The 26,713-nt window shown below is 50.4% G+C and carries 34 protein-coding genes; 3 read left to right on the plus strand and 31 right to left on the minus strand.

The window, feature by feature from the left end; genetic code table 11:
• Window positions 1-37: 37 nt before the first annotated feature.
• Complete coding sequence (locus tag A6395_RS04485) at window positions 38-637, minus strand: helix-turn-helix domain-containing protein (protein WP_071398037.1); 600 nt, start codon at window positions 635-637, stop codon at window positions 38-40.
• 89 nt (window positions 638-726) lie between these two features.
• Window positions 727-1,227 (minus strand): PTS sugar transporter subunit IIA, encoded by a 501-nt coding sequence (locus A6395_RS04490; RefSeq protein WP_070328619.1) that lies wholly within the window; start codon window positions 1,225-1,227, stop codon window positions 727-729.
• Window positions 1,228-1,433: 206 nt separating this feature from the next.
• Here A6395_RS04490 and A6395_RS04495 point away from each other — a divergent pair, with 206 nt between their 5' ends.
• A complete protein-coding gene (locus A6395_RS04495) occupies window positions 1,434-3,128 on the plus strand; it encodes a M3 family oligoendopeptidase (RefSeq protein WP_071398038.1) in 1,695 nt (564 codons plus the stop codon).
• Window positions 3,129-3,170: 42 nt separating this feature from the next.
• Here A6395_RS04495 and A6395_RS04500 read toward each other — a convergent pair whose 3' ends face one another.
• The 11 genes from A6395_RS04500 to A6395_RS04550 form a co-directional block, all read right to left on the minus strand.
• Entirely contained in the window at window positions 3,171-4,061 is an 891-nt protein-coding gene (locus A6395_RS04500; protein ID WP_071398039.1) for an aldo/keto reductase, read from the minus strand.
• Window positions 4,058-4,561: a cupin domain-containing protein gene (locus A6395_RS04505; protein ID WP_071398040.1), complete on the minus strand. Its 504-nt coding sequence runs from the start codon at window positions 4,559-4,561 to the stop codon at window positions 4,058-4,060. Before A6395_RS04505 ends, A6395_RS04500 begins: the two co-directional genes overlap by 4 nt.
• A gap of 80 nt (window positions 4,562-4,641) precedes the next feature.
• Window positions 4,642-4,908: a winged helix-turn-helix transcriptional regulator gene (locus tag A6395_RS04510; RefSeq protein ID WP_071398041.1), complete on the minus strand. Its 267-nt coding sequence runs from the start codon at window positions 4,906-4,908 to the stop codon at window positions 4,642-4,644.
• Between the two features lie 111 nt (window positions 4,909-5,019).
• The gene (locus A6395_RS04515; RefSeq protein WP_071398042.1) at window positions 5,020-6,273 is read right to left on the minus strand and encodes a hypothetical protein; all 1,254 of its coding nucleotides are present in this window, start codon (window positions 6,271-6,273) and stop codon (window positions 5,020-5,022) included.
• A 77-nt stretch (window positions 6,274-6,350) separates the two neighbouring features.
• Complete coding sequence (locus A6395_RS04520) at window positions 6,351-6,779, minus strand: CBS domain-containing protein (RefSeq protein WP_071398043.1); 429 nt, start codon at window positions 6,777-6,779, stop codon at window positions 6,351-6,353.
• Window positions 6,780-7,050: 271 nt separating this feature from the next.
• Window positions 7,051-7,851, minus strand: a complete 801-nt coding sequence (locus A6395_RS04525) for an alpha/beta fold hydrolase (protein ID WP_071398044.1) — start codon at window positions 7,849-7,851, stop codon at window positions 7,051-7,053.
• Window positions 7,852-7,942: 91 nt separating this feature from the next.
• Window positions 7,943-9,055, minus strand: coding sequence for a M14 family metallopeptidase (locus A6395_RS04530; protein WP_071398045.1), 1,113 nt, complete (start codon window positions 9,053-9,055; stop codon window positions 7,943-7,945).
• Window positions 9,056-9,137: 82 nt separating this feature from the next.
• On the minus strand, window positions 9,138-9,539 hold the full coding sequence (locus tag A6395_RS04535) for a hypothetical protein (RefSeq protein ID WP_071398046.1): 402 nt from the start codon (window positions 9,537-9,539) through the stop codon (window positions 9,138-9,140).
• Between the two features lie 112 nt (window positions 9,540-9,651).
• Window positions 9,652-10,122, minus strand: a complete 471-nt coding sequence (locus tag A6395_RS04540; protein ID WP_233589585.1) for a flavodoxin family protein — start codon at window positions 10,120-10,122, stop codon at window positions 9,652-9,654.
• A 133-nt stretch (window positions 10,123-10,255) separates the two neighbouring features.
• On the minus strand, window positions 10,256-10,678 hold the full coding sequence (locus tag A6395_RS04545) for a hypothetical protein (RefSeq protein ID WP_071398048.1): 423 nt from the start codon (window positions 10,676-10,678) through the stop codon (window positions 10,256-10,258).
• Entirely contained in the window at window positions 10,675-11,325 is a 651-nt protein-coding gene (locus A6395_RS04550) for an SIMPL domain-containing protein (RefSeq protein WP_071398049.1), read from the minus strand. The genes A6395_RS04545 and A6395_RS04550 overlap by 4 nt, the downstream gene beginning before the upstream one ends.
• 237 nt (window positions 11,326-11,562) lie before the next feature.
• Here A6395_RS04550 and A6395_RS04555 point away from each other — a divergent pair, with 237 nt between their 5' ends.
• Window positions 11,563-12,243, plus strand: a complete 681-nt coding sequence (locus A6395_RS04555; protein ID WP_071398050.1) for an excalibur calcium-binding domain-containing protein — start codon at window positions 11,563-11,565, stop codon at window positions 12,241-12,243.
• A gap of 59 nt (window positions 12,244-12,302) precedes the next feature.
• Here the strand turns inward: A6395_RS04555 and A6395_RS15950 are convergent, their stop codons facing one another.
• The 16 genes from A6395_RS15950 to A6395_RS04630 all read right to left on the minus strand — a co-directional run bounded on the left by A6395_RS15950 (window position 12,303) and on the right by A6395_RS04630 (window position 24,357).
• Entirely contained in the window at window positions 12,303-12,476 is a 174-nt protein-coding gene (locus tag A6395_RS15950) for a hypothetical protein (protein ID WP_158625491.1), read from the minus strand.
• A 33-nt stretch (window positions 12,477-12,509) separates the two neighbouring features.
• Entirely contained in the window at window positions 12,510-13,253 is a 744-nt protein-coding gene (locus A6395_RS04565) for a hypothetical protein (RefSeq protein WP_071398052.1), read from the minus strand.
• Complete coding sequence (locus tag A6395_RS04570; RefSeq protein WP_071398053.1) at window positions 13,250-13,795, minus strand: RNA polymerase sigma factor; 546 nt, start codon at window positions 13,793-13,795, stop codon at window positions 13,250-13,252. The genes A6395_RS04565 and A6395_RS04570 overlap by 4 nt, the downstream gene beginning before the upstream one ends.
• Window positions 13,796-13,851: 56 nt before the next feature.
• Window positions 13,852-14,361 (minus strand): HEAT repeat domain-containing protein, encoded by a 510-nt coding sequence (locus A6395_RS04575; RefSeq protein WP_071398054.1) that lies wholly within the window; start codon window positions 14,359-14,361, stop codon window positions 13,852-13,854.
• Window positions 14,362-14,435: 74 nt separating this feature from the next.
• Window positions 14,436-17,003: an ABC transporter permease gene (locus A6395_RS04580; RefSeq protein ID WP_071398055.1), complete on the minus strand. Its 2,568-nt coding sequence runs from the start codon at window positions 17,001-17,003 to the stop codon at window positions 14,436-14,438.
• On the minus strand, window positions 17,000-17,683 hold the full coding sequence (locus tag A6395_RS04585; RefSeq protein ID WP_071398056.1) for an ABC transporter ATP-binding protein: 684 nt from the start codon (window positions 17,681-17,683) through the stop codon (window positions 17,000-17,002). Before A6395_RS04585 ends, A6395_RS04580 begins: the two co-directional genes overlap by 4 nt.
• A gap of 93 nt (window positions 17,684-17,776) precedes the next feature.
• Window positions 17,777-18,778, minus strand: coding sequence for a sensor histidine kinase (locus tag A6395_RS04590; protein ID WP_071398057.1), 1,002 nt, complete (start codon window positions 18,776-18,778; stop codon window positions 17,777-17,779).
• A gap of 1 nt (window position 18,779) precedes the next feature.
• Window positions 18,780-19,460 carry a response regulator transcription factor gene (locus A6395_RS04595; protein ID WP_071398058.1) on the minus strand — a complete coding sequence of 227 codons (681 nt, stop codon included), beginning with the start codon at window positions 19,458-19,460 and terminating at the stop codon, window positions 18,780-18,782.
• Window positions 19,461-19,579: 119 nt separating this feature from the next.
• Window positions 19,580-20,071 carry a hypothetical protein gene (locus A6395_RS04600; protein ID WP_071398059.1) on the minus strand — a complete coding sequence of 164 codons (492 nt, stop codon included), beginning with the start codon at window positions 20,069-20,071 and terminating at the stop codon, window positions 19,580-19,582.
• 32 nt (window positions 20,072-20,103) lie between these two features.
• Window positions 20,104-20,316, minus strand: a complete 213-nt coding sequence (locus A6395_RS15955; RefSeq protein ID WP_158625492.1) for a hypothetical protein — start codon at window positions 20,314-20,316, stop codon at window positions 20,104-20,106.
• A 193-nt stretch (window positions 20,317-20,509) separates the two neighbouring features.
• Entirely contained in the window at window positions 20,510-21,040 is a 531-nt protein-coding gene (locus A6395_RS04605) for a DUF2812 domain-containing protein (protein WP_071398060.1), read from the minus strand.
• A complete protein-coding gene (locus tag A6395_RS04610) occupies window positions 21,037-21,363 on the minus strand; it encodes a PadR family transcriptional regulator (RefSeq protein ID WP_071398061.1) in 327 nt (108 codons plus the stop codon). Before A6395_RS04610 ends, A6395_RS04605 begins: the two co-directional genes overlap by 4 nt.
• A 108-nt stretch (window positions 21,364-21,471) precedes the next feature.
• Complete coding sequence (locus A6395_RS04615; protein WP_071398062.1) at window positions 21,472-21,978, minus strand: GNAT family N-acetyltransferase; 507 nt, start codon at window positions 21,976-21,978, stop codon at window positions 21,472-21,474.
• A 54-nt stretch (window positions 21,979-22,032) separates the two neighbouring features.
• Entirely contained in the window at window positions 22,033-23,019 is a 987-nt protein-coding gene (locus A6395_RS04620) for a tRNA dihydrouridine synthase (protein WP_071398063.1), read from the minus strand.
• A gap of 138 nt (window positions 23,020-23,157) precedes the next feature.
• Complete coding sequence (locus A6395_RS04625) at window positions 23,158-23,613, minus strand: hypothetical protein (RefSeq protein ID WP_071398064.1); 456 nt, start codon at window positions 23,611-23,613, stop codon at window positions 23,158-23,160.
• Between the two features lie 138 nt (window positions 23,614-23,751).
• Entirely contained in the window at window positions 23,752-24,357 is a 606-nt protein-coding gene (locus A6395_RS04630) for a TetR/AcrR family transcriptional regulator (RefSeq protein ID WP_071398065.1), read from the minus strand.
• 220 nt (window positions 24,358-24,577) lie between these two features.
• Here A6395_RS04630 and A6395_RS04635 point away from each other — a divergent pair, with 220 nt between their 5' ends.
• Complete coding sequence (locus tag A6395_RS04635; protein ID WP_071398066.1) at window positions 24,578-25,537, plus strand: DUF5692 family protein; 960 nt, start codon at window positions 24,578-24,580, stop codon at window positions 25,535-25,537.
• Window positions 25,538-25,632: 95 nt separating this feature from the next.
• On the opposite strand, the gene A6395_RS04640 is transcribed toward A6395_RS04635, so the two are convergent.
• Both A6395_RS04640 and A6395_RS04645 read right to left on the minus strand, forming a co-directional pair.
• On the minus strand, window positions 25,633-26,007 hold the full coding sequence (locus A6395_RS04640) for an iron chaperone (protein ID WP_071398130.1): 375 nt from the start codon (window positions 26,005-26,007) through the stop codon (window positions 25,633-25,635).
• Between the two features lie 141 nt (window positions 26,008-26,148).
• The gene (locus A6395_RS04645; protein WP_084812937.1) at window positions 26,149-26,667 is read right to left on the minus strand and encodes a DM13 domain-containing protein; all 519 of its coding nucleotides are present in this window, start codon (window positions 26,665-26,667) and stop codon (window positions 26,149-26,151) included.
• Between the last annotated feature and the right edge of the window lie 46 nt (window positions 26,668-26,713).

Genomic DNA, 26,713 nt, shown 5'->3' on the forward strand with positions numbered 1-26,713 from the left:
TACATATTGAAAAAGCCGTGGTCGCCCACGGCCTCGCTCACTGCAACTTATACGACTTATCGACGATGCCAAACTCCGTATATTGGAACGAGTTATCGACGAATTGTTCCGGGACGAGCTGATCGACATAGCGGGCGAACGGGACGATGCGATGTGTCGCCTCATGCGTCCGTCCGAGGTCGAGCACGGCATCGACCAACGCTTCTAACGCGTGGTGCGACGTCGGTTCCTCGTCCTCTTCAAAGATGCGGCGCAGTTCCTCTTCGTGCATCAAGTCGAAGATGCGCATGCGTGTCTCGAGCTGACGCTGCATGTCTTCCGTCGACTTCCCGTGCATCGCTTCTTCATAGGCGAGCTTCATCTGTTCGAGTTCAGGGGCTTTGCCTTTCATGAGCACCTTCAGGGATTCCCCCGTCCAAATGTGCCGTGCCAAGTAGTTCGCGTCAATCTTCAGCGCCTCGGCGAGCGCCTCTATGTAAGGCATCGTCGGGTACACTTCACTGAGCTCGGTCCGGCGAATAAAGTACGGAGCGACACCAATCTGTTCGGCGAGTGCCTCGATTGAGATACCCGTCCGCTCACGCAAGATTCGGATCCGGTCCCCATAACCCCGGTACGGTGCATTTTTACCATCCATTGAATTCTACCCCCTCTTTTCCATTATAGTTCCCGAATCCACAAAAAAATACTCGGAAGCGCATGCTTCCGAGCAAGTGGTCGAATTAATTATTTTTTCGTCAACTCGACGACTTCAGATGAACCAGCTGTGACGTTGTCGCCTTCAGCAACAAGTTTGTTCACAGCGAAGCTGTCATGGTTCGTGATGATGATCGGTGTGATCGTCGACGGTGCGTTCGCTTTGATGAAGTCAAGGTCGAACGTGACGAGCGGGTCGCCTGCTTTGACGGCTTGGCCTTCCGTGACGTGCGTCTCGAAGCCTTCACCTTTAAGGTTGACCGTGTCCAAACCGATGTGGATCAAGTACTCCGCACCGTTGTCCGCGTTGATGCCGATCGCGTGTTTCGTCGGGAAGACCGTCGCGATTGTCCCGTTGACCGGTGAGACGACTTTTCCGTCTGTCGGTTCGATGGCGATGCCATCACCCATCATTTTTTGTGAGAACACTTGGTCAGGCACGTTCGTAATATCGATGACTTTCCCTGTAAGCGGTGAAACCGCGTTCAGTTGCTCGTCTTTACCACCAAAAAGTTTTTTAAAGAATCCCATAGCTTAATCCCTCCAACATGTTCTGTTAATCAAAGTCTTAGCTTTTATACCCGAAAAGCTATTACTTCAATCCCTACCCTATTCACGGTATAGTTGTATTAAGGTAGTGCGAATTCGTTTACACATCGTAAGAATACGAGTGTGCAATCGCTTTTGCAAGCCCTTTTTACACTTTATAAAAATTTCACATGATGGAGGCGCTTACAATGACTACTTTCACAAAATTGTCATACGAACGGCCCGACGTGGACGTTTTAAACAGCCGATTGTCGGACTATTCAGTCGAATTGCAGCAAGCGAGCACACTCGAAGAGGCGAACGAATTGATTCGCCAAATCAACCAGGAACGGAACGCGTTCGAGACGCAAAGTCAGCTCGTCGCGATCCGCCACTCGATCGATACGCGCGATGCGTTCTACGAAGCCGAGCAGACGTTCTTTGACGACGCGTTGCCGGTCTACGAGAAAGAAGTCCAGGCGTACTATCGCGTCTTGACGGAGCACGACCTCCGCAGCCAGCTCGAAGCGGAATGGGGCAGCCAATTGTTCGAACTCGCGGAACGGGCACTCAAAACGTTCGACGAATCGCTCATCCCGAAACTGCAAGAAGAGAACCGACTCGCGACGAGCTATCAAAAAGTGATGTCGGCCGCACAGATCGAGTTCGATGGCAAGACGCTCAACTTGTCACAGTTCGGCCCATACTTACAGTCACCCGACCGGTCGGTACGAAAAGCAGCGTCCGAGGCGCGTTATACATACCTCGCCGACAACGGTGACGAGCTCGACCGGATCTATGGCGAACTCGTCCGCGTCCGGACCGAGATCGCGCACGCGCTCGACTTCCCGTCGTTCGTCGAACTCGGCTACGCCCGGATGCAACGCGTCGGCTATGATGAGTCGATGGTCGACAACTTCCGTAAACAAGTGCGCGACGTCATCGTCCCGCTCGCGACGACGTTAAAAGACAAGCAGGCGAAACGCATCGCTGTCGATACGCTCCGCTACTATGACGAATCGTTCGTCTTCCCGGACGGCAACGCGACACCGCAAGGCGACGAGTCGTTCATCATCGAGGGCGGCAACAAGATGTACCGTGAGCTCTCAAGCGAGACGGACGAGTTCTTCCAGTACATGCAAGAGCGCGGTGCCCTCGATCTTACGGCGAAGCCCGGCAAAGCCGGCGGCGGTTACTGCACGTACTTACCGTCTGAAGGCCTCCCGTTCATCTTCTCGAACTTCAACGGCACGGCGGGCGACATCGACGTGCTCACGCACGAGGTCGGTCACGCCTTCCAAGTGTACGAGAGCCGTCATTTGACGACACCGGAATATGCGTTCCCGACGTACGAGGCGTGTGAGATCCACTCGATGTCGATGGAGTTCTTCTGCTGGCCGTGGATGGAGCTGTTCTTCGGCGACCAGGTCGACAAGTACAAGTTCAACCACTTGGCCGGAAGCGTCACGTTCCTCCCGTACGGCGTCCTCGTCGACGAGTTCCAGCACATCGTCTATCGGAAGCCCGACATGACGGCAGCCGAACGTCGTCAGGCGTGGCGTGACCTTGAGAAGGCGTACTTGCCGCACCGCGACTATGAGACGAACGACTATCTCGAGTCGGGCGCGTGGTGGCACCAACAAGGCCACATCTTCCAAAGCCCGTTCTACTATATCGACTACACGCTCGCCCAAGTATGTGCCTTCCAGTTCTGGGTGCGCATGCATGAGGACCGTGAGTCGGCGTGGAGCGATTACCTCACGCTCTGTCAGGCCGGCGGCAGCCGCTCGTTCCTCGAGCTCGTCGACCTCGCCGGATTGAAGTCACCGTTCGAAGACGGTGTTTTAAAAGAAACGCTCGGACAGATTGAAGACTATCTATTGAAGCACCCGTTAGCAAACTAAAGACATACGAAAGGTGAGCCCACGCTGTGGACTCACCTTTTTTTAAATCACATCTAACGGTTCTTTCCCGCTCGGCGGCGGGAACGCCTCGTCGAGCGCTTTGAAATCTTCTTCAGTCAAATTGAGGAGCAGCGCTGCCCCGTTCTCTTCGACGTGCGCTTTCTGCCCCGCTTTCGGGATGGCGATAACGTTGCCGCTCCGCACAGTCCACGCGAGCAGGATTTGAGCCACCGACGCATGATACGCCTCGGCGATTTGTTTCACCGTCTCATCGTTAAAAATCTTCTCTTTCACGTCGCTGCCTTCAGCGAGCGGCGAATAGGCCATCATCGGGATGCGCTGCTCTTCTAGGAACGGCAACAAGTCGTGCTCGATGCCGCGGCTGCCGAGATGATACAGCACTTGGTTGACCGCACAATGCTTCCCGTTCGGCAAGGCGAGCAGTTCCTTCATGTCGTCGACGTCAAAGTTTGAGACGCCCCACGCCCGGATCTTCCCGTCTGCTTTCAGCTGTTCGAGCCCGTCGACCGTCTCCTTGAGCGGGATGTTGCCGCGCCAATGCAACAAGTAAAGGTCGAGATAGTCGGTGCCGAGCCGCTCGAGCGTCGCGTCGCACGCCTGTACGAGCTTGTCGCCCCCGGCGTTATGTGGATACACTTTCGAGACGAGGAAAACGTCCTCGCGACGGTCTTGGATTGCTTCCCCGACGAGTGTCTCCGACTTGCCTTCCCCGTACATCTCGGCCGTGTCGATGACGTGTAATCCGCAGTCGAGACCTGTCTGTAACGCCTCGATCTCCGCGTCATGTTTTGATGCGTCATCGCCCATGCGCCACGTGCCTTGACCGAGGGCGCGCATCTCGCGCCCGTCCGGCAATTTGACCACGTGTTGTTTCAATGCCGCCAAAATCAGTGTGTGTGGAATTCGGTTCATGTTGTTTCCTCCTTGATCCATTGATCGTGCAACGGCCCTGTCGTCCCGAAGACGGGATCGGTCGCCGGTTTGTCGACGCGTTCGATTCGATGGACGTTGTCCGGGCGTTCTTCCGGCTTGCCCGTCAACGTGTCATAGTCGCGTCCTTCCGGATACGCCCCGACGATTTCGAAGTCATCGCTCGCCTCGAGTCGGCGGTGTCCCGTCCCTGCTGGCAGGATCAACACGTCACCGGCATTCAACGAGACGAGATCGCCGGTCGCGCCGCCGAGTTGAACGGTCGCACGGCCTGACCTCACCCCGAGCACCTCGTGCGTGTTGCTGTGATAGTGGTGATAGTCGAACACACCGTTCACCCAACTGTTACCCCAACCGTTATGCTCGAACGTCGCCTGGATGCCGTCCGCCTCTTCGAACACGCGTCGGTATAACAGCACCGGGTAATACGGGTTGTTCGGGATCGAGCCGTCATCTTTAAATCGATATGTGGACATGTCCATGTGATCGCCTCCTTGTCTCTGACAATGTACCCGACATGAGGCAACAAAAAACGGCCGCACAAGATTGTGCGACCATTCGATCAGGAAATCACGTCTTCACCGGTTTGTTCGATATGCACTTCGCCCCAGGCGCACATGGCGTCGAGGATCGATTGGAGCGACCAGCCATAGTCAGAAAGCGAATAGACGACTTTCGGCGGGACTTGTTCATAGACGGTCCGGATGATGACGCCGTCCGCCTCGAGCTCACGCAACTGTTGCGTGAGCATTTTTTGCGTGATGTTCGGCATGAGCTTTTTCAATTCACTCGTCCGGCGTTCGCCTTTGATCAAATGACACATGATGATGACTTTCCTTCGCGGAAGTCGTCTTTCTAGTTACAGTTAAAGGCTCGATCGCGTGTAACTCAGTTTGAAAATGTTCATGAACAGTATATAGAAAAATGAAGGAAACCAGAATCAATTTAGGTTTCCTTCATCCTTTTTCCCATAAAGCAGTTGCTCCCTCGCTCGCCTTTTCCGTTCTGCCTCGGATATTTCTTTGTAAAGCGCAATCACGGCATCGAATGAACTTTCGACGTCGATTCGTTGTTCCAACAGTTGATCAACATAGAATCCGTGTCGCAAATTCTCGAGGTAGAGTTCCGCTGTTTGATTGAACATCATCTCGAACTGCTCTTTTGCTCTTTGAATCTCGTCACGAGGTCTCTTATCCGTTAAACGTTGCTGGTCGAAAGGGTCTGTCGAATGGATAAGCTCGTCCCACGCTTCAGGCGATAGTCTCGCTTTCCAATAATCATAGCCCGATTCAAAGCGTTGCAACGGTCGACCGGATGGAAACGACTTTTCGGCATACGCTTCGTACAGTTTTTTCCAATGTTCGAAAAACCAATTGATCATCGCCATGTCCCAGTCCATGAATATCTCCAACTTATCATGTTCGACATATTGGACCCTTCCGCCTTGATATGTCACCTCATAACGAATCGTCCCTTGAATGGATTCGTCGCGATAAAACATGTCATCGCGATACATCATATCATCTAAATCGAGGTCTGCCGGCTTCTCATACGCTTCGAGTGCACTTGCAAGCGATTGGACCGCTCCTGTCGTCAAATCGGTGAACGTCACCTCAATCCGCTCGATGGTTCGGGGTATCTTAAGAATCCCTTCGTTGTAACAGAAGGTCAAGACGAGCGACCGTAGGCTGTCCGTCGAATCGGGAATCGCAATCCATTCATGCAGCAGCGGGTCATGGTAATAACCCTCTTTAATCAATGCTTTTGTGTTGAGGGCATCGTTTTCGATGATTGAATACAACAGGACGTCGAGGTGTTGAATTTCACCGTAAGGAATTGTCCCATAAAAGCTTTCCTCAATCACGTCACCCGTCCGGAAGTCCCGACCGCTCCACCACTCCACGACAAAACGCCATCGCTCGACAAGCCACCATACCCACTCACCGCCGCTCATACCGGTTTGCCATTCATTCCGTTCATGGACAACCCACTCATCTTTATCAAACGAGACGGACTGAGAGGTCCCGTCTTGGTAGCGGACCTGATAGGTGAAGATGCCATGTAACGTGTCTCGGTGAAGCAACGAATACGCCGATTCATTCAAAAACAGCATGAAATCGATGAAGTTCACCGCTTCCTCAGACCCTGCCTCTTGAAACCATAGCTCAATCGATTCAATGACTCGTGCTTCCATCTGTAGCTTGCCTCCCCCATCGCTTGTAATCACACATACAAAAACCAACCCGCTTTCACACAGGTTGGTGCATTCGCTCAATTCACTTCGCTCTCAAGCTGTTTCAATTTCGTCGAGTAGTACTCGATGATGTCACGGCGTCGGATGATGCCAATGAAATACTTGCCGTCATCGACGACCGGCACGAAGTTTTGATCGGTGATCGCATCGACGAGCTCCTCGATTTGCGCCGTGATTGATACCGGTTTATAGCGTATACGTTGTTTGATGTCTTTCAGGCGAGTCCGGAGCACTTTCTCGTAATCTTCTTCCCCGCGAAGTTGTTCGGCGAGTGCCCACAGTAAGTCTCCTTCCGTCATCGTTCCGGCGTAAAAGCCGTTCTCGGATACGAGCGGCACCGAGGTGAAGCGATGATGCTTCATCTTCTCGAGCGCTTGCCGCACCGTCGACTCCGGGTCTAAATATTTGACGTCTTCTTTCGGATATAAAAAGAAAGCGATGTTCATATATAATCTCTCCTCAATCTGTTAATCCACCACGCTATTGTACCATGAATCGTAGGGTTGACCGCAATAGTTGAAAGCACCCCACAATTGTTTCACCCTCCCTTCATTAGTTGCTGCCACAGAAAAAAGTCCTTTACAAGAACAGGACCGGCGTGACACGTCATCAACAGAAAACTGGAAAGTAACTCCAATTATTTATACCCTGTACGCATCGATTCTACCCGTCCGAGTCCATAAAAAAAGACGCCTTTGATCAAGGCGTCTCGTCTAATCAGATAAATTGTAACATCGTTTGATTGAACTTCTCCATCTCATCGAGCACGGTACCGTGACCGCTCTCCTCGAAACGCTCGATGCGCGCGTTCGGGATGCCTTTTTCCATCTCTAGGGCAAACTCGAACGGACAGACTTTGTCGTGGACGCCATGGATGATCAGCGTCTCGACGCCGACTTTCGGCAAGTCTTCACGAAGGTCCTCGTCGCGGAGCGCTTTCGCCGAGGCGATCGTCCCGTGGCTCGAGGCGATGAGCGACAAGCTGTGGAACCAGTTTTGAAGCGGCTCTGGATGCTTCTTCTCAAAGAAGATCTCGCCGAACCCAGTCAACATCGAGGCCCGGTCGCGTTTCGTATCTTCGATCAACGCGTCGACTTCTTGTTTTGTCATCCCGTACGGATAGTCCGGGCGTTGCGTGAACACCGGTGCCGCCGCGCCGGCGAGGATAAGTTTTTTCAAACCGCCGTCCGGATAATCGACCGCATAGCGGATCGCGATCGCCCCACCCATCGAGAAGCCGACGAGTGTGAAGTCTTTGACACCGAGGCCGTTGACGACCATGTTCACGTCAGACGCCATCGTCTCGTAGTCATAGCCCGTAGCCGGTGCGTCCGACTTCCCGTAACCGCGGTAATCGATACCGACATAGCGGTAGCCCGCATCCAACAGCGCGTTTTTCTGATACTCGAACATGTTGTTGTTCGCCGGCCAGCCGTGCAAGAAGACGACCGCGTCACCCGTTCCGACGTCCTCGACAAAAATAGACGTCCCGTCATGTGCTGTAATGTAATTTCCCATTATTCAAAACCCCCAATCGTATTGTTGAGCGTTGTGCGCCGTACGTTTGCCCACAACCCATCTGTTCCCGTTTGAGCGAACTGAAAACCTGTCAACCGTCGCGCCAGAGCGATTCGGCCTTCAAAATATGCTCGACCGCTTGCGCGCCTTCTCGTAACACGGACGTCTTCCACGTCTCGTCTTCCGGGTAGAACATAGCCATGAATTCTTTTTTGATGCCGTTACGTGCCTCCGGATCTTTCGTGCCTTCGAAATAGAGGCGATTCTCTAAAATGATCGTCAAAAATTCGCGGATCAGCGCTTTCGTCGACGTCCCGAACGTCCCGAACTCGAACAAGGCCGAGACGAGCTGCTTGTCCGGGTAATGCGTGTCACGAACGTAATAAAAATGGTTCGTCGAATCGCCAAGCACGGCTTCCGGATCGTACGTCTTGATGTTCTTCAACCCGTACGTCTGTTTTAACTGCTCGGCGCTGCGTCCGTCCCGCTCGCTGACGAGCATCGTCACTTCGTTCGTCGGCCCGAGCGCGGTGTGCCAGTCCATATGGACGACCCGGTCGTAACGGTCGAGAAGATCGTGCTGGATCTCTTTCATGAAGACGGCGGACGGTTCGTCGGCGTCTCCGCCATAATAGACGCCTTTCGGGAATTGGTACTGGCCCATCCCTTTCGCCTCGGTCATCGCGTCGAACCCGTCGAGCTTGATGCCAGAGCCGAGGAACGAATAAATGTGTTCGCGCGCCTCGTGATAGTCGTCGATGACACCGTCCGGGACGAACAAGTGGCGCATCACCTCATACTCTTTATTGACGTTTCGCGGCAGCGATTCTCGGTCGACGACGTAGTTTCGGTTCAAATCGACGTTATGTTCGTTGACGCGCCGGAAATGCTTCATCCCCCATGGGTTGACCGCATGGATGAAGCAGACGCCTGTCACGTCATGGCGGACGTTGCCGAGCTGTGTCTCGATGAATTGCGTGGTCACAGCCGCACCGGCGTAGCCTTCGATCCCATGCTCGCCGATCGTCATGAGCAGCATCGCCTCACGTGACCCGGCCGGTTCGCCGATGATCACGTCGATCGTATCTTCCCCGATCGAATGCGACATCGTCCGCGCGCTCGGGTAGTATTGTTTGACGGTGTCGAGCAAATCGAGAAACCTCTCGCGCGACTCGTCGTAAGATGATGAAAAATAAGTACTCATAGTATTCCCTCCATTCATGTCTTCTGTACCCCTTTCCCATTTCGAGGCAAGCTAAAAACGCCTCCCGAGGAAGGCGTTTCGATTAATGGGCTCCGGCTTTCGTGCCGCGGTCTTGGCGGCGGAACGCAAACAAGTAGACAAGCGGGGCGAGCAAGACGGCACCGAACAGCCAATACGCACCAGGGCTTGCGAACAACGGTACGAACGCGCGGAAGAACAAGGCGACAAGTGAAAACCCGACGACGAGCTCGGCTGTCCAAATGACGGCGCGCCGGACGGCAAGCGTGAGCGTGTTCGTTTTTTGGAACAACGCTGCGATAAATGCGATCAAAAAAGCCGGGAAGCTACTGAACCAAAGCATCCGATTCAACGTCGATTCGGCAAAGTAGGTGTTGCCGAGCGACACGGTCATCACGTAATGGGCAATCAACACAAGCAAGACGACGATCCAACCGACAAGGACATCTCGTTCCCATTTTTTCATCGTTCTCCCTCCAATCTTACGAAAAAGAGCTACACTTGTATTTACCCGTTTTTCATGCAGTTCGGTCATATGACACAACAAAAAACGCATCCCATCAGGAACGCGTCTTCGTTCACTTATCGAACAGATGACTTGCCCAGTCGCGGGCCCGCTCGAGCTCTCCATCTTTGAGCGGTCCTTCTTTGTCGAGGACGAGGAATGATTCTTGAAGCACGGGCTCTGCCCCTTTTTCCGTAAGCTCCCGGCCGATCCGGGTCGAGGCGTGGCCGAACCATTTGACGATCTTCCCGACGAAATAGCCTTGGTCTTCTTCGGCCATGCTCGTATCGAACGCTGCGGCCCGCACTCCGCGGAGCGCATGATCCGACAGTCCGTCGAGAAACGTCTTCACGTCCTCGGTCTCACGCCCGCCGTGTGTCGGTGACCCGACGACGAGTAAATCAAGGTTGGCGAGATCCCCGTAGCCGATATGACTGATGTGAACCGCCTCGACTTGATGAAGCTCGTCGAATCCGTCCTTGATGGCGTGGGCGACTTTTTCTGTGCATCCGTACATCGAGTCAAAAGTGATGAGGATTTTCATGACGTATCCCTCCATTAAGCGAAAGCTCTCTCGGTCTACATGGGACTATTCCCTTAATGGTGGACCGCTCATCATGTATCCATTCTTTTCTCTATAATCCGATTCGAAGTCTGTTCCTCAACGTCATATAAGTTCATCGCTGTTTCCTCAGTCTAGCGCCAAAAAATACGGCGATTCCCAAGCCGATGGCGGCATAGGCGATCACGTCTAGATGATTTCGGCTGTCAAACGGCGCCTCATGGACGAATTTGGCCCGCTTCCACTCCGTCCCATCCTCGACCGCGAGCACGTCTTCGACCGACTCCCCTTCCACTTGACGATATTCCGTACCAATCGGATACATGTTCGAGGCGTCGCCGTAATAGTCGCCGGTCATATCGTCGGCCAACGTCTCGACCTCGCCGACGACCTCACCAAGATCCGCCTCAGCGACGACTTCGTCCGTCACTTCATACACCCGTCCGTCCAAGACAACGAACGCATACGCCCAGGACATGGCGTGGACCGACACTGAGACAGACAGCAGCAACGCCACCATCCAGACGACTCGTTTCATTCGATCGCCCAGACGAACGTCGCCGTATCGCTCAAATCGATATCGTCCGGCTGAAGCTCTGGCATCGACGCCTGTGAATGGAACACCTCTTCATGGAATACCAAATTAGTTGGCGAGTAAAGATGGAGCTCGGCCCACGTATAGTCAATCCGTTTCAATTCCCCAAGCTTCGCACCGGCCGCTTTCGTCAACAGTTCAGCCCGATGCAACGCACTCTCCGCCGCGCTGGCGAGGAGTGCATCGCTAACCGTATCTGAATCTTTAATTGTGAACTTGATGGACAGTTTCGGATCTGCCATTGAATTCGTGACGCTTTGGATGACGTCAGACAAGCGTTTCGTGTCGAGGTCAAACTCAAGTTTTGTTCGTTGCTCACACACATAGCCACGGAAACGAGATTTATAATTTCCATCCTCGTCACGGTAACTTTCATAGTCTGTATCGATCGAGAAGTCCGTCGTCTTTAGAGCGGTCTTATCGAAGCCGACCTGTCCAAGCGCCTTTTGCAGACGCGCCATGGCCGTCGCCGCTAGATTCATCGTCTCCTCATAGCGCACGGCCTTCGAAGTTAACTCCATTTTTACGACAATCAAATCCGGTTTGGCCGATACTTTTCCTGTTCCTTTGACTGTGATCGTACGGTCCATACGATTTCCTCCTTATAAGCTAAAAAAGTCGAATTGCACTACGTTTTTGAAGACACATTATAAACGGAACTCCATTCATGTACACAGGTGTTCCAAACAGTCGACACAGACTTTTTTGTCTAGAGTTGGTGACAGTTATTCTCATTTGGAAATTAATTATTCCATTCCCCTTTATTGTTAAATGATGGTATATTGGTAAGGTTGTTTTTGCACATATATATGAGGAGGATTTATTCATTGAACAAAAAATTATTCGAACGAGCCGACGTCATCATCGTTGCACTCATTTTACTGTTCCCATTAGGATTATTCCTGATGTGGCGTCATCAAAAATTTAACGAATCTACACGTGTTCTAATCACTTGCGCCATCTTAATTTTAGTTGGTTCGGCGTACACGCAAGCGACGAAAGTGAGCCGACAAGTGTATGAGCAAGATCTTTCCGCAGAACAAGCTAAATACGTCGCTCTCCAAACCAAAGTCGAGGCCGCCCAACAAGAATTAGACAATTCGATGGAAGAAGTCGAAGTACTTCGTGTAGAAGCTGACGAAAAATCCAAACTTCAAATTGCCGAAGCCGAACAACAAGCTTTACAACTTGTAAAAGAGGCAGAGTCTAAAGCCGACACGATTCTTTCCAAAGCTGAGGATGAAGCGGCAAGCGTCGCCCAAGCTCAACTCAATGAAGCGAAAGAAAAAGCTGCCAATCTCATTACACAAGCCGAGCAAGAGGCAAGCGCTTTGAAAGCCGCATCCGTAAATGAAAGTTCGTCTTACTCGGCCGCTGCTGCGCCGACAAGTCAAAAGTTCCAAAACTGTACGGACCTCCGCGGCACTTACCCGGGTGGTGTCAGTTCAGATCATGCGGCTTACCAGCCGAGCATGGACCGTGATAAAGACGGCTGGGCTTGTGAATAATGGATGCCAGAATCAATCTCCCATCATCGGTGAGGTTGATTTTTTATGCTTCTTACTTCTTACACCCGAGTTGTCAATGACACCACGAGTCCAACGAGATAGCCGAGTGCTGCACCTGCCGCAATCCCATACACCAGTTCAAAATCAAACAGGAGCGACCCAATGATTCCGATCCCCGCCCCAAACACTAAACCGAGTCCTACCCCTGACGCACGCCAATTCTGCTCTGTCATCGTAGCCCTCTCCTCTTCCATATCCTCTTCCCTTTAACGGAACCGTTCCATCATGAACGCCTCCACGTCATCGAGTGTTTCAGCGCCATTCAATGATGGATAGGCATCACGACTGAAGACGAGCCCTTCGTCCGTCTCTAGGAACATATATCGATCACCGTCTGGAAAGCCGTAATCACTCACATCCATCACTTGAAGCATGGCCCCATTTTGTGACCAGATGTGGGAAGCATCATGCCGTCTCGGCATAAAAATTCCTTCCGTGCCGAGGCGAAGTTCAGAGATGACGTCCGCATCCGACTGAAGCACCTTGGAACCGACACCGGCAACCGTGAGAACTTGAATCGTGCTGCCCGGCCCGATATCTCCCCGATAGACGTCTGTCACGCCAATCGTCACAATCGATTGATATTCCTCTTGTCCGTTGAAGTCGAGTTCAATCTGGTCAATCTGCTTCACAATGCCACGCACCACAATGGGATCCCATTTCGAGAACAGTTCATCCTCACTCATCTCGGCCAGGTTTGCGGACGACATCCCGACATCGATGTCCTCTTCATCAATATACGCGACCGACATATTGCTCGAGCTGTCCGATAGCGGAATCAGTTCTTTAAAACCATCCCATGTCACGGCAAAGAGTGTGACAGCAGCTGCTGCGATGAGACCGCCAATCCAACGCCAATGTCTCCGCTTTTTGACTTCAACCACCATCGATTCCTCAACGAAACAGTCATCGACGTCTCCCATCAAACGTGTGAGCCGATCTCCGTTCATAGCGCCACCCCTTCCGCTTCGAGCACTTGCTTCAAGTCGTTCCGAGTTCGCAGCAGCACCATCTTCACCTTGCTCTCGCTCACCTGGCGCATCTTCGCGATGTCTTTAATCGACTGAAAGTGAAAGTAACGCCCCATAAAGATCTGTCGGGTCTCTTGTGGCAACTGGGCCAAAAAATCGTTCAATAGCTCGACGACTTCCGAATCGGTCGCGACGGAGGAGGCGAGACAGTGCTCGAGCTCACTGACGATGAGGGGGACTTGCCCGGCTCCGCGTTTCTTGGCGTTCGCCTTCTCATACTTGTGGAGCGAGACGTTACGGACCAGCTTCGCCAAATAGGCGGCGAGCCGCGCTGGACGGGTCGGCGGAATCGCTTGCCACGCCTTCATGTACGTGTCATTGACGCACTCGTCCGCGTCTTCTCGGCTATGCAAAATATTATACGAAATCGAATGACAATAGCCGCCGTACTTTTGCGCCGTCGCTTCAATCGCCCGCTCGGAACGCCTCCAATACAAATCGATGATCGCTTGATCGTCCAATCGAATCCCCCTCTCGATGATTTACACTTCTATAGACCGGAAATGGAGCCAATCGGTCACACGTTTCGTAAAAGTTTTTTTGAGCGGCTCTTCACGGCTGGACTCCCCGTCTCGAGTTGCGTCTCGAGCAAGGCTTTCAGCTCGTCGCGGAAACGTGAATGCACGGCGTTCAAGTCGAAGATGGCCTGCAGCGAGTTGACGATGACGATATTGCTCGTCTCCGTTTCAATCCAACCGCTGAGCACACGGACGATGTCGGTTGCCTCATCCTCCGTCCACGTCATCCGTGGCATCACTTGAGCCAAGTGCCATCTCACTTCTTGTTGAGTAGTAGTATGTAGCTGTTGGAATAAGGACGCTTGATGCGGTCGCAGCAGTTCCGGATGACGACGTGTCACTTTCTCCATCGCATCTGCGCTCCGCATCCGGACGACGGGACGGTCATCAGTCAATCCGTTCATCAATTCATTGAATCGTTCCGGGTCGTTCCCGACGAAAGCGACGACCGCATCGACGTGACCGATGGAGCGCAAGTCCCCACCGTTCAATAGTTCTCGGATGTCCATTCTCCCACCTCTTTCCTCATTCTCATTTTACAGAAAAAGGGACTCAGTAGACACTGAATCCCTTTGCATGCATATTAGTTATTCTCTTGCTTCAACCGGTCGATGATATTATCCGACTTCACTTTCGAAATTGCATATACCATTGAAGAACCGACGATGAGGAAGATCACGATCGTGACAAATAAGATGTCACTCCACGGCAACGCGAACGGCACTTCGAACGTATTAATTTGGGCCCGGTAGATGAGGTACATGATGAGAATGCTGATTGGAAGTCCATAAGCTAGCGCTTTCAATCCGTAAAAGATGCTTTCATAGTACACCATCTTGTTGAACCCTTTCGGTGTCATCCCAACCGATCGCAGCATCGCAAATTCGCGACGACGTAACGAAACGCTCGTCGAGATCGTGTTGAAAATATTCGCCACCGAGATGAGCGAGATCAACACGATGAACCCATAGATGAAAATCGACATCAACAACAACATCTGCTCTTGTTGTTCGCGTCGTTCCGACACGTTAGTCACATAGATATCCATGTTTTGTTCCGCTTCAATCACCTCTTGCGTCGCGTCAGGATTTGTCGTATTCAATGCGATGAAAGAACTTTGTAAGTTAAGCGCTTCACTAATATCGCCTTCTTCGAACGTTCCTTCCCGTACAATTAAATCGAGCCAGCCGAGAGAACTCGATGTCATCCCGTTCGGAATGATGTCCGTCATGGCCGCTACTTTCACCGTATCGGACGGAATCGCATTTCCCGTCGCATTTTCTTCGTATAAATCAATCGTGTCACCGATTTCGGCTTCAATCGTTTTCGTCATAACAAATTTTTTCTTATCTGCATCTTGATACGAGACTTCATCAATCAACACAGCGCCAGGAACCTCTCCATCGCTAACGTCACTAGAAGATGCCCCAATCTGTTTCAAGTACGCATCGAAACTTTTGTTATCGAGTTGATAGAGTGACACATAGTAACCATATTTCCCATCAACGACTGAAGCTGCCAAATCTTCTCGTTCCATAATCGTTTGTGGCAGTCGATTTGCTTCGACGAACGCTCGGACCGTGGCATTTTCTAAATAGGTACCGCTCGTAACATCTTCAATCGCCTCGTAGCGACGCAAGTCTTCTTGATCGAGATCTATACCTGACACGAGAATATCGTACGTATAGTCTCCTTGCGACATTTCAAAAGACTGTTCAAGTTGGGTCGTAAAGTAACTGACGACTAAAAAGAGAATGATACTGATGACAAGTGAGAACACAGTCGCCAAATACCGTTTTCGGTTACGTTTCGTATTTTTCAGCCCGATTTCCGCTTCCAAACCGAAGATCCGTCGAACGAGCTTTGACGTCTTCACGCTCTTCGACGTCAGTCGAACATCTTGGGTTTGACGAATCGCGTCAATCGCAGAAATTTTGGAAGCGCGGCGTGCCGGAAGATAACAGGAAATGAAAATCGTCACGCTCGAAATCAAAACCGTCAACAGGAGCGTGAGTGGTGTGACGACGACTTCAAACTTCTCTGTCACATTCAATGCCTTCTCGACAAAGGCATTGATAAATAGGAACGTGAATCCGATTCCCGTGATCCCCGCAACGATACCAATCGGGATACTGATCCCGCCGATAATCAACCCTTCAAAGAAGACCGAGTTCCGCTTTTGTCGTTTCGTCGCACCGACACTCGCGAGCATACCAAGGTAACGTGAGCGTTCAGATACGCTGATGGCGAAAGCGTTGTAGATGAGCGAAATCGAACCGATGACGATGACCGCCATGACAATCCCGGCGAAGCCGTATAGCGTTTTGCGTAGCCCGCCATCGTCCGTCACCCCGTAATAGCGAAGAAGCGATGAGTTATAGGCGACTCCCTCAATCCCTTGTTCTTTCATCAACTGATCCGTTTCTTCATAAATCGAGTTGCTGACATCGTTCAAAGCGACGAACGTATCGACGGTCTCCCCGTTCAAGTCCTTGTCGTCAACGTATCCGACGACCGTATAGCCTGGGGACCAAGTCGGCTCCCATGCCGGGCGAGCCATCGTACCGACGACAGTCAACGTCACCGTGTCCTCTACTTTCAATTGCTCAAGGACATCTTCCCCTTCACGCATCAAGCCATCGTTTTGCGTCAACACGCGACCTGATTCGTCCATGCGCTCGCCGATATCGAGCGTCAACTGATCGCCGATGTTGTGCGTGACTTGAGCATTTTGACGGATTGCCTCGGAAATGACGACTTCTCCGTCTTGTTTCGGCAAGCGCCCCTCAGTCAGGTCGATCGGAAAGTTTTTCAATCCTGACGGGTTGTAGTTCCGAATGTACACATACGGTTTATACACATTTTGTGAACCTTCTAGTTCCGCATAGCCATCACTTGATAGAATGACGTCTTTTGTCGCCGCGTCGTCACGAATTGCCTCGACTTGCTGTTCATTTGTATTCATATATTGGACGTGCCATTCTCCGTTCGTCGCGATATCTTGACGAATCATCAAGTCAAGGAAAGAAGAACCGAGTGTCGTCACAGCCGTGATCATCGCCACCGAGATGATGACACCGATAATCGTGACGAGCGAGCGCCGCTTATTCTCGCGCAAATGCCGAATCGTCATTTTATGGATGATATTCATGGGCGGACGACCTCGTTCTTCGCAATCTTCCCATCCTCAATCGAGATGATTCGATCGGCCTGTAAGGCAATCCGTTCGTCATGGGTGATGATGATGAGCGTCTGATTGAATTTCTTGTTGAAAAGTTTCAAGAGACTCATGATTTCTTCACTATTTTGACTGTCTAAGTTTCCCGTCGGCTCATCGGCCAAGATGATGGCCGGGTTACTGATGAGCGCCCGGCCGATAGAGACGCGTTGTTGTTGCCCGCCAGACAACTGGTTCGGCAAATGCGTCAACCGGTTCGACAACCCTAGGATCCCGATGATGCGCTCCAAATGGGCCGGGTCAACTTTTTGCTCATCCAACAACATCGGAAGTGTGATATTCTCTTCAACCGTCAAAATCGGAATCAAGTTATAAAATTGATAAATCAACCCGATTTGGCGGCGACGGAAGATGGCGAGTTGTGTCTCGTCTAACTTGTAAATATCCGTGTCATCGATGAGCACGTTCCCGCTCGTCGGGACGTCGACACCGCCAAGTAAATGCAACAGCGTCGACTTCCCTGAGCCCGACGGTCCGACGATACAGACGAACTCTCCCTTTTTCACGGTAAACGACACGTCATCGAGCGCCCGCACTTCCATCTCATCTTTTCCGTACACTTTTGATAAGTTTTTCACTTCTAAAATATTCATAGTTGCACCCTCCAGTACTTGATCTACCTTGAGTGTACCGAGCGAGTGTGACGCGTCCGTGACTCGAAAGTGACAGTTTAGTCACTTGCCACTTCAGACGACCGCTTTGTAGAATCGAATCTGAAACGTTGCCCCGACGCCGAGTTCACTGCGGACAGACAACTCCCCTTGCTGGCTCGTGATGATGCTGTGCGCCATCGCGAGTCCGATACCGACACTGTCATCGTTCGCATTCATCCCTTTATAAAAGCGCTGAAACACATAGGGGACGTCTTGTTTGGCAATCCCGCTCCCCGTGTCGCGGATGAGGATTTCCGTATAGAGTGTGTTCTCGCTGAACTCGATGAACAGCTCGCCTTGTTCCGGCGTATGTTCGACGCAATTCTTCAAGATGTTGATGAGCGCCTCGGTCGTCCATTTCACGTCCCCTTCGAATGTGACGCCGCGGTCTCCCGTAACGTGAAGTTGTTGCATCTTGATATCGATCGGGACGAGTAGCGGTTCCGTCGCAGCTTGAATCAGCGCTTGGACAGACACCGGTTCCCTTTTAAAATGAATCGTCCCGGCGTCGATTTTAGACAGCTTGAGGAGAGACGACACGAGCCATTCCATCCGTTCGAGCTGTACTTGCACGTTATGGGTAAATTCGTTTCGTTTTTCGTCAGACAGACGCGGGTCACTGAGTAAGTCCGCCATGACGGTCATCGACGTGAGCGGCGTCTTCAGCTGATGTGAAATGTCGGAGATCGCATCCGTCAGCTTCTGCTTATCTTCCTCGAGATGAGTCCCTTGCTCAGACAACATCTTCGTCACTTTATAAATTTGACTCTTTAACAAGCTGAGTTCACCTTCCCGGTTATCGCGAACGTCGAGTCTATAGTTGCCGTTGCTGATCTCTTGAAGATAACTCGAGAGTTGGTCGATTTCCCGATAGCGCCACGTCGTGAAGCGATATGTCACCGCAATGAATGCAATCGATAAGACAGCGACGAGGAGGATTGCCTCAAGCGAGATGAACAGCGCCGCACCAACAGCTAAGCTGACTAACACAAAAAGACTCAGCAAATAAATACGGATTTCTCGATTCCGTAGCATATCAAGTTTCCACCTTATAGCCGATGCCACGCACGGTCTTGATCAAGGTCGGGCGTTGCGGGTCGTCCTCTAGCTTCTCGCGCAACCGTTTGATGTAGACAGTCAACGTATTGTCATTGACGAAATCCCCGCCCATGTCCCACATCTGGTCGAGCAGTTGAGCACGCGTCAGCACTTGTCCCGTATGTCTCCCGAAGATGAGCAGTAAACGATACTCGAGCGCCGTCAACAAGATGTCTTCCCCAACCTTTTTGACTTTAGCGTCTTGCGTGTTGATTTCGATTGACCCGATTGTCAAGACGGGCGAACCACCTTGTTTATTGTAGCGGCGCAATACCGAATGGATTCGGGAGATGAGCTCTCGGACCCGGAACGGTTTCGTGATGTAGTCGTCCGCTCCCATATCGAGCCCCATGACGACGTTTACTTCATCATCGAACGCCGTCAAAAAGATGACCGGTGTATCTTGTTTTTGTTTCACGAGCCGGCACAAGTCGTAGCCGCTCCCGTCCGGCAACGACAAATCGAACAAGCAAAGGTCGATTGTATGTAGCTGTTGCTCGAGGATTCGTGTTGCATCTGTCACGTTATGGCAAAGCACCGTCGTAAATTGTTCTTGTTCGAGCGAATATTGAAGACCGGAGGCAATCGTCCGGTCGTCTTCTACGATTAAAATATGCATGGTATTCCCTCCTGACTCTTCTTCTCATAATATAGCAATCTTTTTTCAAGTGGGAATATAAAACAAAAAACCGAACGAGAAGACTCGTTCGGTCAGATAACGCAATGTTAACAATCTGTTCATGCTTTCACGACACGAAGGCACTCCGGTCGCTCGAACCCGACGTCGCCCAAAAATCGTAGCGCATCAATCGTCAACTCGTCACGTGTGATCGTCTTGACGCTTGGTTCCGTCTGTTCATCGACCCACACTTTCCAAATTTCGACTTCATCCGCTGTCTGCAGATGATCAATGATGTAATCGACGAGTTGTTCGGCTCTCGTCTCAGAATAGCGCCAGCGCAATTCAGCGACGTGTGGTTTTGTTGAATACGCTTCGACGTTCGTTACGTCATAATACAAGTCTCGCTTAATCTCGATTTCATCGAGGTGTTCTTCCGATTCGACGTGCATCAAAATCTTTTCGTCACGATCGAGTTCTTCATCCTCTGTGAGCATTTCAGGCAACACGACACCTTTTTTGATGGCTTCATTAATTGATAAGTGTTCGATAAATGGATTTTCGACTTCTTTTAGCGGTCTATCGCTCGTCATAAATTGAAATTCACTCATGTTATTTGCCTCCTACTCTTATATCATCATAGTCATTGTTTCATTGCGCTGATAGAAATAACCAGTCCGATCAAATATCCGATTATTGAGCCGACCACAATCCCGTAGGCAACCGTAAAATCGAATAGTAGAGAGATGATCATCCCGGCAGCCGTTCCGAAAATAAGACCAAGCCCGACCGCGGATTCGCGCCATTTGTTCATTTCCACCGTCACCTTCCTTCCGCTCACTTCATACGAATCCATCTAAAATATGTTTCATTTTTCACTCACTCTCTCGTCATTTAGCCAACAACGTGTCGCAACGGCTGGACTTCCTGTCTTCGATTGCGTCTGCAGCAGACCAACCAGCTTGTCATGGAAACGCGGACGACCGCATCGACCCGCCCGATGGAACGCAAATCCCCGCCTTGAAGATGTTCCCATAGATTCTCGTCCATCACTGATCCCGCTCGACCAGTTGACGTTCATCTCTCAATTTCGAAAGTTTCCGATATTGTTTCAGCACGAATATGATAAATAGCAGACTGACTAAAAAATTAGGAACCCAGAGGAAAGATTCGATACCGTTCGACAGGTTGAGAAATGCTACAAATAAATTGAGATACAACACAAAACTATACAAATGAAAAATCCGTCGTTCATGGCGAATCTTTGAGTCAATGTCGGAGTAGAGTCGAAACGGGCCGTCAGCTGTTAGTTTCCGGAGAAAGACCCAGCGAAACGTCGTCGCGACGACCTCGATGCCCATTTCCTCCAAAAATTCAAAGTACGCGATCGATTTCGGATTGTTTGGTGCCTCTTCCATCAACTCGATCCGATAAGTATATTCGTTCGGATCCCCTTGAACGAATGTGTAACGCCCAAGTCTAAAACGTTCAAGAAACCAGCCAGCGCCCGCCATATCGTTCAACCAAACCTCTTCTTTTTCGTAATCCGCATAAAAGCGATATACCGTTTTAGTTTTCATGATTTGTTTCCCCCAATCCACTGTTTTCCATTCGTGACGAGTTCTTCGAGCCGGACGAGTTCGGCCTCAAGCACTGCTTGTCCTAGAGGTGTGACGACATACTCTTTCTTTCGTCCGCTCGCTTTCTCTACTGCTTCAATCCATCCTTTTTCAACTAAATTGCTTAACGCGCCATAAAGTGTCCCCGCCGCTAACTGGACACGGTCATCGCTCAATTCTTGCACGAATTGCATGATGCCATACCCGTGACGCGGAACTTGCAACGACAACAAAATATAATAGACCGCCTCTGTCAACGCGACGGTTCCTGCTGATTGTGTCATAGTTTATCTCCTTTACTTCGTCTACCGTTATATCGTCTCCCGATATATTAAGTGTACGCTCATCTTCAAAAATTGTCCACAAAAAAAACCTATGTTCCCATAGGTTGCTTATCCCATCGTACAGCGCTGATACACCAACAAATTGACGCCTGCATAATCATCTTCTTTCATATACGTGAAACCGAGACGTACCAAGACCCGTTGCGAACGCTCGTTTTCAGGATAGCTGAGCGCGATGATCGGTTCTATTCTCGCCAACAAATCGAGAAACTCGAGCGCCTCTTGCGCTGACTCGACCGCGTACCCTTTCCCCCATGTGGTCGGATCGAAAGCATACAATAACTCGACATCGCCAGTCGGTAACCGTGAGAAACCGCAATGACCAATCAGTTGGTTCGTCGACCGTTCAACCACACCCCAGACTCCATAGCCATATTCCATCCACTGCTCCTGGAAACGAGTCAGTAAGTGCGCGGCATCTTCTCGAGTCTTCTGTTTCCCGTCCCCTAAATAACGGCTCACCTCCCGTTGACCGAGTATGGCGGCGTATGTCGATAAATCCTCTTGAGTGAGTGACCTCAATACCAGCCGCTCAGTCTGTCGAGTTGGAATCATCTGTTCGTCCTCCTGTTAATACATATAGAAAAGGAGCGACTTTGCGCTCCAAAATCAGCTTTCAATCAGCTGTTCTATTCGTTTATTTTCTTCAAACTCGGCGAGCAACGCCCGCACTTCATCTGTCGATTTCGTATCCATCAGTTTCACACGGAGGTCGCTCGCCCCGGGGAACCCTTTCACGTAAATCTTGAAGAACCGGTGCAAGTTCGAGATCGAACGCGGCACGTCTTCTTGGAATTTGTCTTGCAGGTCGAGCTGGAGACGAAGAAGATCGAGGTGCTCTTCCATCGAGTGCTCACGCGGCTCCTTCTCGAACGCGAACGGGTTCTTAAAAATCCCGCGGCCGATCATGACGCCGTCGACGCCATACTTGTCGACGAGTTCTAATCCCATTTGACGGTCGAGAATATCGCCGTTGATCGTGATGAGCGTATCCGGTGCGATCTCATCACGCAACTTCATGATATCCGGAATCATCTCCCAATGCGCGTCGACTTTACTCATCTCATTGCGTGTGCGCAAGTGAATCGACAAATTGGCGATGTCTTGCTTCAAGAGATGCGTCAACCAGTCGCGCCACTCGTCGAGTTTCGCGAAGCCGAGTCGTGTCTTGACGCTGACCGGGATGCCACCGGCTTTCGCCGCTTGGATGAGTTCGGCCGCGACGTCAGGACGGAGGATGAGGCCGCTCCCTTTGCCGCGCTTGGCGACGTTCGGGACCGGGCAACCCATGTTGATGTCGATACCTTTGTAACCCATCTCGGCCATGCCGATGCTCATCTCGCGGAAGTAGTCCGGGTTGTCACCCCAAATATGGGCGACCATCGGCTGTTCGTCCTCCGTGAACGTCAAGCGTCCACGCAGGCTGCCTTTCCCTTCCGGATGGCAGTAGCTGTCCGAGTTCGCGAACTCGGTGAAAAACACATCTGGACGTCCGGCATGGGCGACGACGTGACGGAAGACGACGTCGGTCACGTCTTCCATCGGGGCAAGTACAAAGAATGGACGCGGAAGGTCGCGCCAGAAGTTTTCGTTCATATAAAATCATTCCCTTTCGTAATCAATCCAACAAAATCACTTTATCCATTCTATTATGGACGGGGGAATGTATCAACTGACAATACTTTCTAATAATTATTATACAAAACGTCACGACTTCCTCTTTAGTCAAGTCATTCAGCCTAATACACCTTGTTTCAACATCTTCGTACAGTAGACGACCAACAAAAAAGTGAGGACGAGGATTGATAAATCAATAAGCGATGCTTGCATCCCGAAGACTTCCCACCGTCCCAGAAACGTGAACGTGGCGATATCCAATACGAGTTTAGCAAGCCCGGCCAAAAGTGCGAATCCAACCGCTTGTTTTTTTCTCAACAATAAAAGCACAGCCGCCATCAGACCGCTAAACACATTGATGCCCCATGGTATCTTCAATAGAAACGGATAACCGGTAAAGTATGCAACTACATCGCCTTTTACGTTCAATGAGTTCAAATACATAACGTTCTGTGCTTGGACCATCAAGTAATCGTAAATGCCCACACCGTATATAACCATAAAAATTGTTCCTACCATCCATAAATGAATCGGTGTTTTCGCGACATGTTTGTTCGGTGTCTCAGCGCTCATCATGCTCCCCTTCTTTCAAGCGGATGTTGGAAAATCAATCGTTCGCTCTACACCACTCTAACTCTATACAAAAACCCGAACCAGAAACTTAAAGCAAGTATCCGGTATTTCGGGTTAGGACGGGACTTTGATTTATCTTTATTTACCTGGTTGTTCGTGGATCAACTTGAAGAAGTGCGCGAACCCGTCTTGCAACAAATACTCTAATACACGATTCGTATGAACAGATTCGACAACTTGAACATTCAATAACGTTTGGAGCACCATCCCATCGATCGCCGCCATCGTCCACGCGGCAACCGCTCGTGTCGACGAACCCCTTTCGACACCGTATGCGCGCACGAAGATGGCTTCCACCCGGTCAATCCAATCTTCGTATTTTTCTCGAAATTTGTTTTGTAACTCCTCGTTCCCGAGCATCGCCTCATGAGCTAAATAAAACTGCAACCGGCTTTCTGCATCTTTTTTTAAACGGTCTTGCATCCCGTCGAAGATCTCTTGAATGATTTCGCGGGCCTCTTTCTTGTCTTCGATCGACACCGTCGCGATTCGACGGATCTCGCCCAAGCCTTCGTCCATCACGTCATACAGAATGGCTTCTTTTGAGCTGTAATAATGATAGATTGCGCCCGTGCTAAGCCCAGCCTTCTTCGCGATGCCACGAAGTGTCGTACCTTGGATCCCATTCTCGATGATCGTCGCTCGTGCTGCCTCTACTATCTTTTGTTTCCCTTCGTTCATCATGTGCTTCGACGCTCCTCACGTAATAATTGCTAATTATATCATAATGATTTGACGGTTCTGTGACATGTCCTTGTGACGCCCCAAACCGCATTGACAACGCTTCCAATAGTTTGTTACGATTTTCACATAAACATAACGAACGTTCGGTATGTTTATCGACATCATATTTTTCATCGTTGTTCTGTCACCAATACTTTAGAAATGAAAGGGGCGTTATCGTATGTTTTTCTTTGAATCCATTCCTTGGTACAATGTCGTCATGTGGTTCGTCGTATTCGGCTTGTTGATCGGATTAAATGAATTCGTCCGGTCGAGTAAAAAAGCTAGTATTCTCATGTTCATGGCGGTCCCGGTCGTATTGACTCCGATTTGGTTCTTCACCGCCGACCCTGAAATCACATCATGGTTTCACTGGGTGAAAGTGTATTCCGCTCTCGCCGGAAGCTTGATTTACATGGTCATCCGTTTCACCGATTATCACAAAAAACATCCATGGTACTTGTTGCTCGTGCCGGGTATCTTGGCCCTCAATATCGCCGAGGCCGTCGTTCGAGAATTCCAAGTCGGCATCATGGGATTTGAAGGTATGGTCGATGGGATGTATTACATCTCAGGCGGCTGGAACTACGTAAACGCCGTCGCCGGGATTTTGAACTTGCTCCTCATTTGCGGATGGGTCGGCATCTTCGCGACATCCGGCAAGAAAAAAGACATGCTCTGGCCGGACCAGACGAAACTATGGATTGTCGCATATGGCATTTGGAACATCGCTTACGTCTATTCATGCGCCCCAGGTAACGCGTTCTACTCAGGCTTCGCCTTGAACATCGCAGCAACGGTCCCTGCACTCCTTTGGGCGAAAGGGACGTGGATGCAAAACCGTGCCCAGACACTCACGTTTTGGATGATGTGGGTCATGACGTTCCCTTACTTCTTCGCCGTCGGCAGCACGTTCAACGTGAGCGTGTCGTATAATCCGGCAGCGAACTGGACGATCGCACTGCTCAGTCTTGCGCTGAACGTCGTCCTCGCCGTCTGGCAAGTGACACGGATCGTCAAATACAAACTCAATCCGTTGAAAGACGAGTTGTGGAAAGACACGAACGAATACAAAGAAATCAATGCGTTGCGGGAAGATGCTGCTCCTGAACGGGAAGCTGTCATCGGTAAGGCGTTGTAAACAAAAGACGGGCCTCAATGCCCGTCTTTTGCCTGTTTTCGAGTAACTTCAACCGACTTCGATGTCGTGGGGAGGAAATAAAGCCGACATCTCGGTCACTCTTTATTTTTTACGGCGTCACCGTTCATCTCACCTACTCTAAACTCAACGATCCTCTTTATTAATTCGAAAGGAATCGGTTTATCAATCGGAAACTGAACAGAACCTTTTGCACTTTTGTAGTCGGATAACTCATCTTTGAAAGCTTCAATGCCAGTTGGAGTAGGATAAAATCCAATATGATTTTTGTATGCCGCAAAATGCACTAAGTTACCTTTTAAATAATACGTGGGCATTTGGTAACTCATCTTTTCTTCCGCCTCAGGGGAGATGTCTTTTACTAACTTCCTCAGCGTCTGGAGGATTGCTTGAACCTCAACAGGAAATTGTAAAATGTATTCATCTACAGTAGTCACTTTAGTCTGTTTCATCATTTACACGATCTCCTCATATTCTTTTTTTGTCCAACCCTCCACTGCCACTTCTACTGGTGTACCTTACGTTGACTGACAACGTGCGACAGACTCGGACGTTGAAAATGACATTTCCATGCCGGCTTCAAGAGAGTTTACTTATTGTTTTAGTTCACCTATACCAAAATCGGCATCGAAGGCTCGGCACCAAATCACGACCGTCGAATATTGAGTGAGGTCTACGTCTTCAGGGACTAAGTAATTTTGATTCCCTGTATTTCCTTTCAAAGCCCCTAAACTGATTCCTTCTGTCGTATCCATCCCAGGCTGAATCAAATAAACAAACAGGTCGGGTCCATTGGTCGTTTGAAAATCTTCAAACCTGAGGTACAAAGCATCGTCCACGTTAATCGTTTGTATCGTTCCAGAAGTTTTGTAATTCTTTTCCCCATCCATAAACATTCCTGACAAACTGAGAGGCGTTGGGTCCATTGTCTCATCTTCCGCTTCGGACGTTTCAGCTTCCGAATCTTCGATCATATCAACGGTGTCTGTAGAAACGGGGGGGAGCCCTTCATCTACCGTTTGATCAAGAAAAAGAGGAGAGATTAACCACCAACCAACGACCATTATTATGACGAGCACGATACCGATTAAGAGTTTAGTGATTGCTTTCATTTTTTTCGCTCCCTTTCGTTAGGAGAACATAGGTTTACATGAATTA

The organism is Exiguobacterium sp. SH31, from assembly GCF_001816105.1.
GTDB lineage: Bacteria > Bacillota > Bacilli > Exiguobacteriales > Exiguobacteriaceae > Exiguobacterium > Exiguobacterium aurantiacum_A.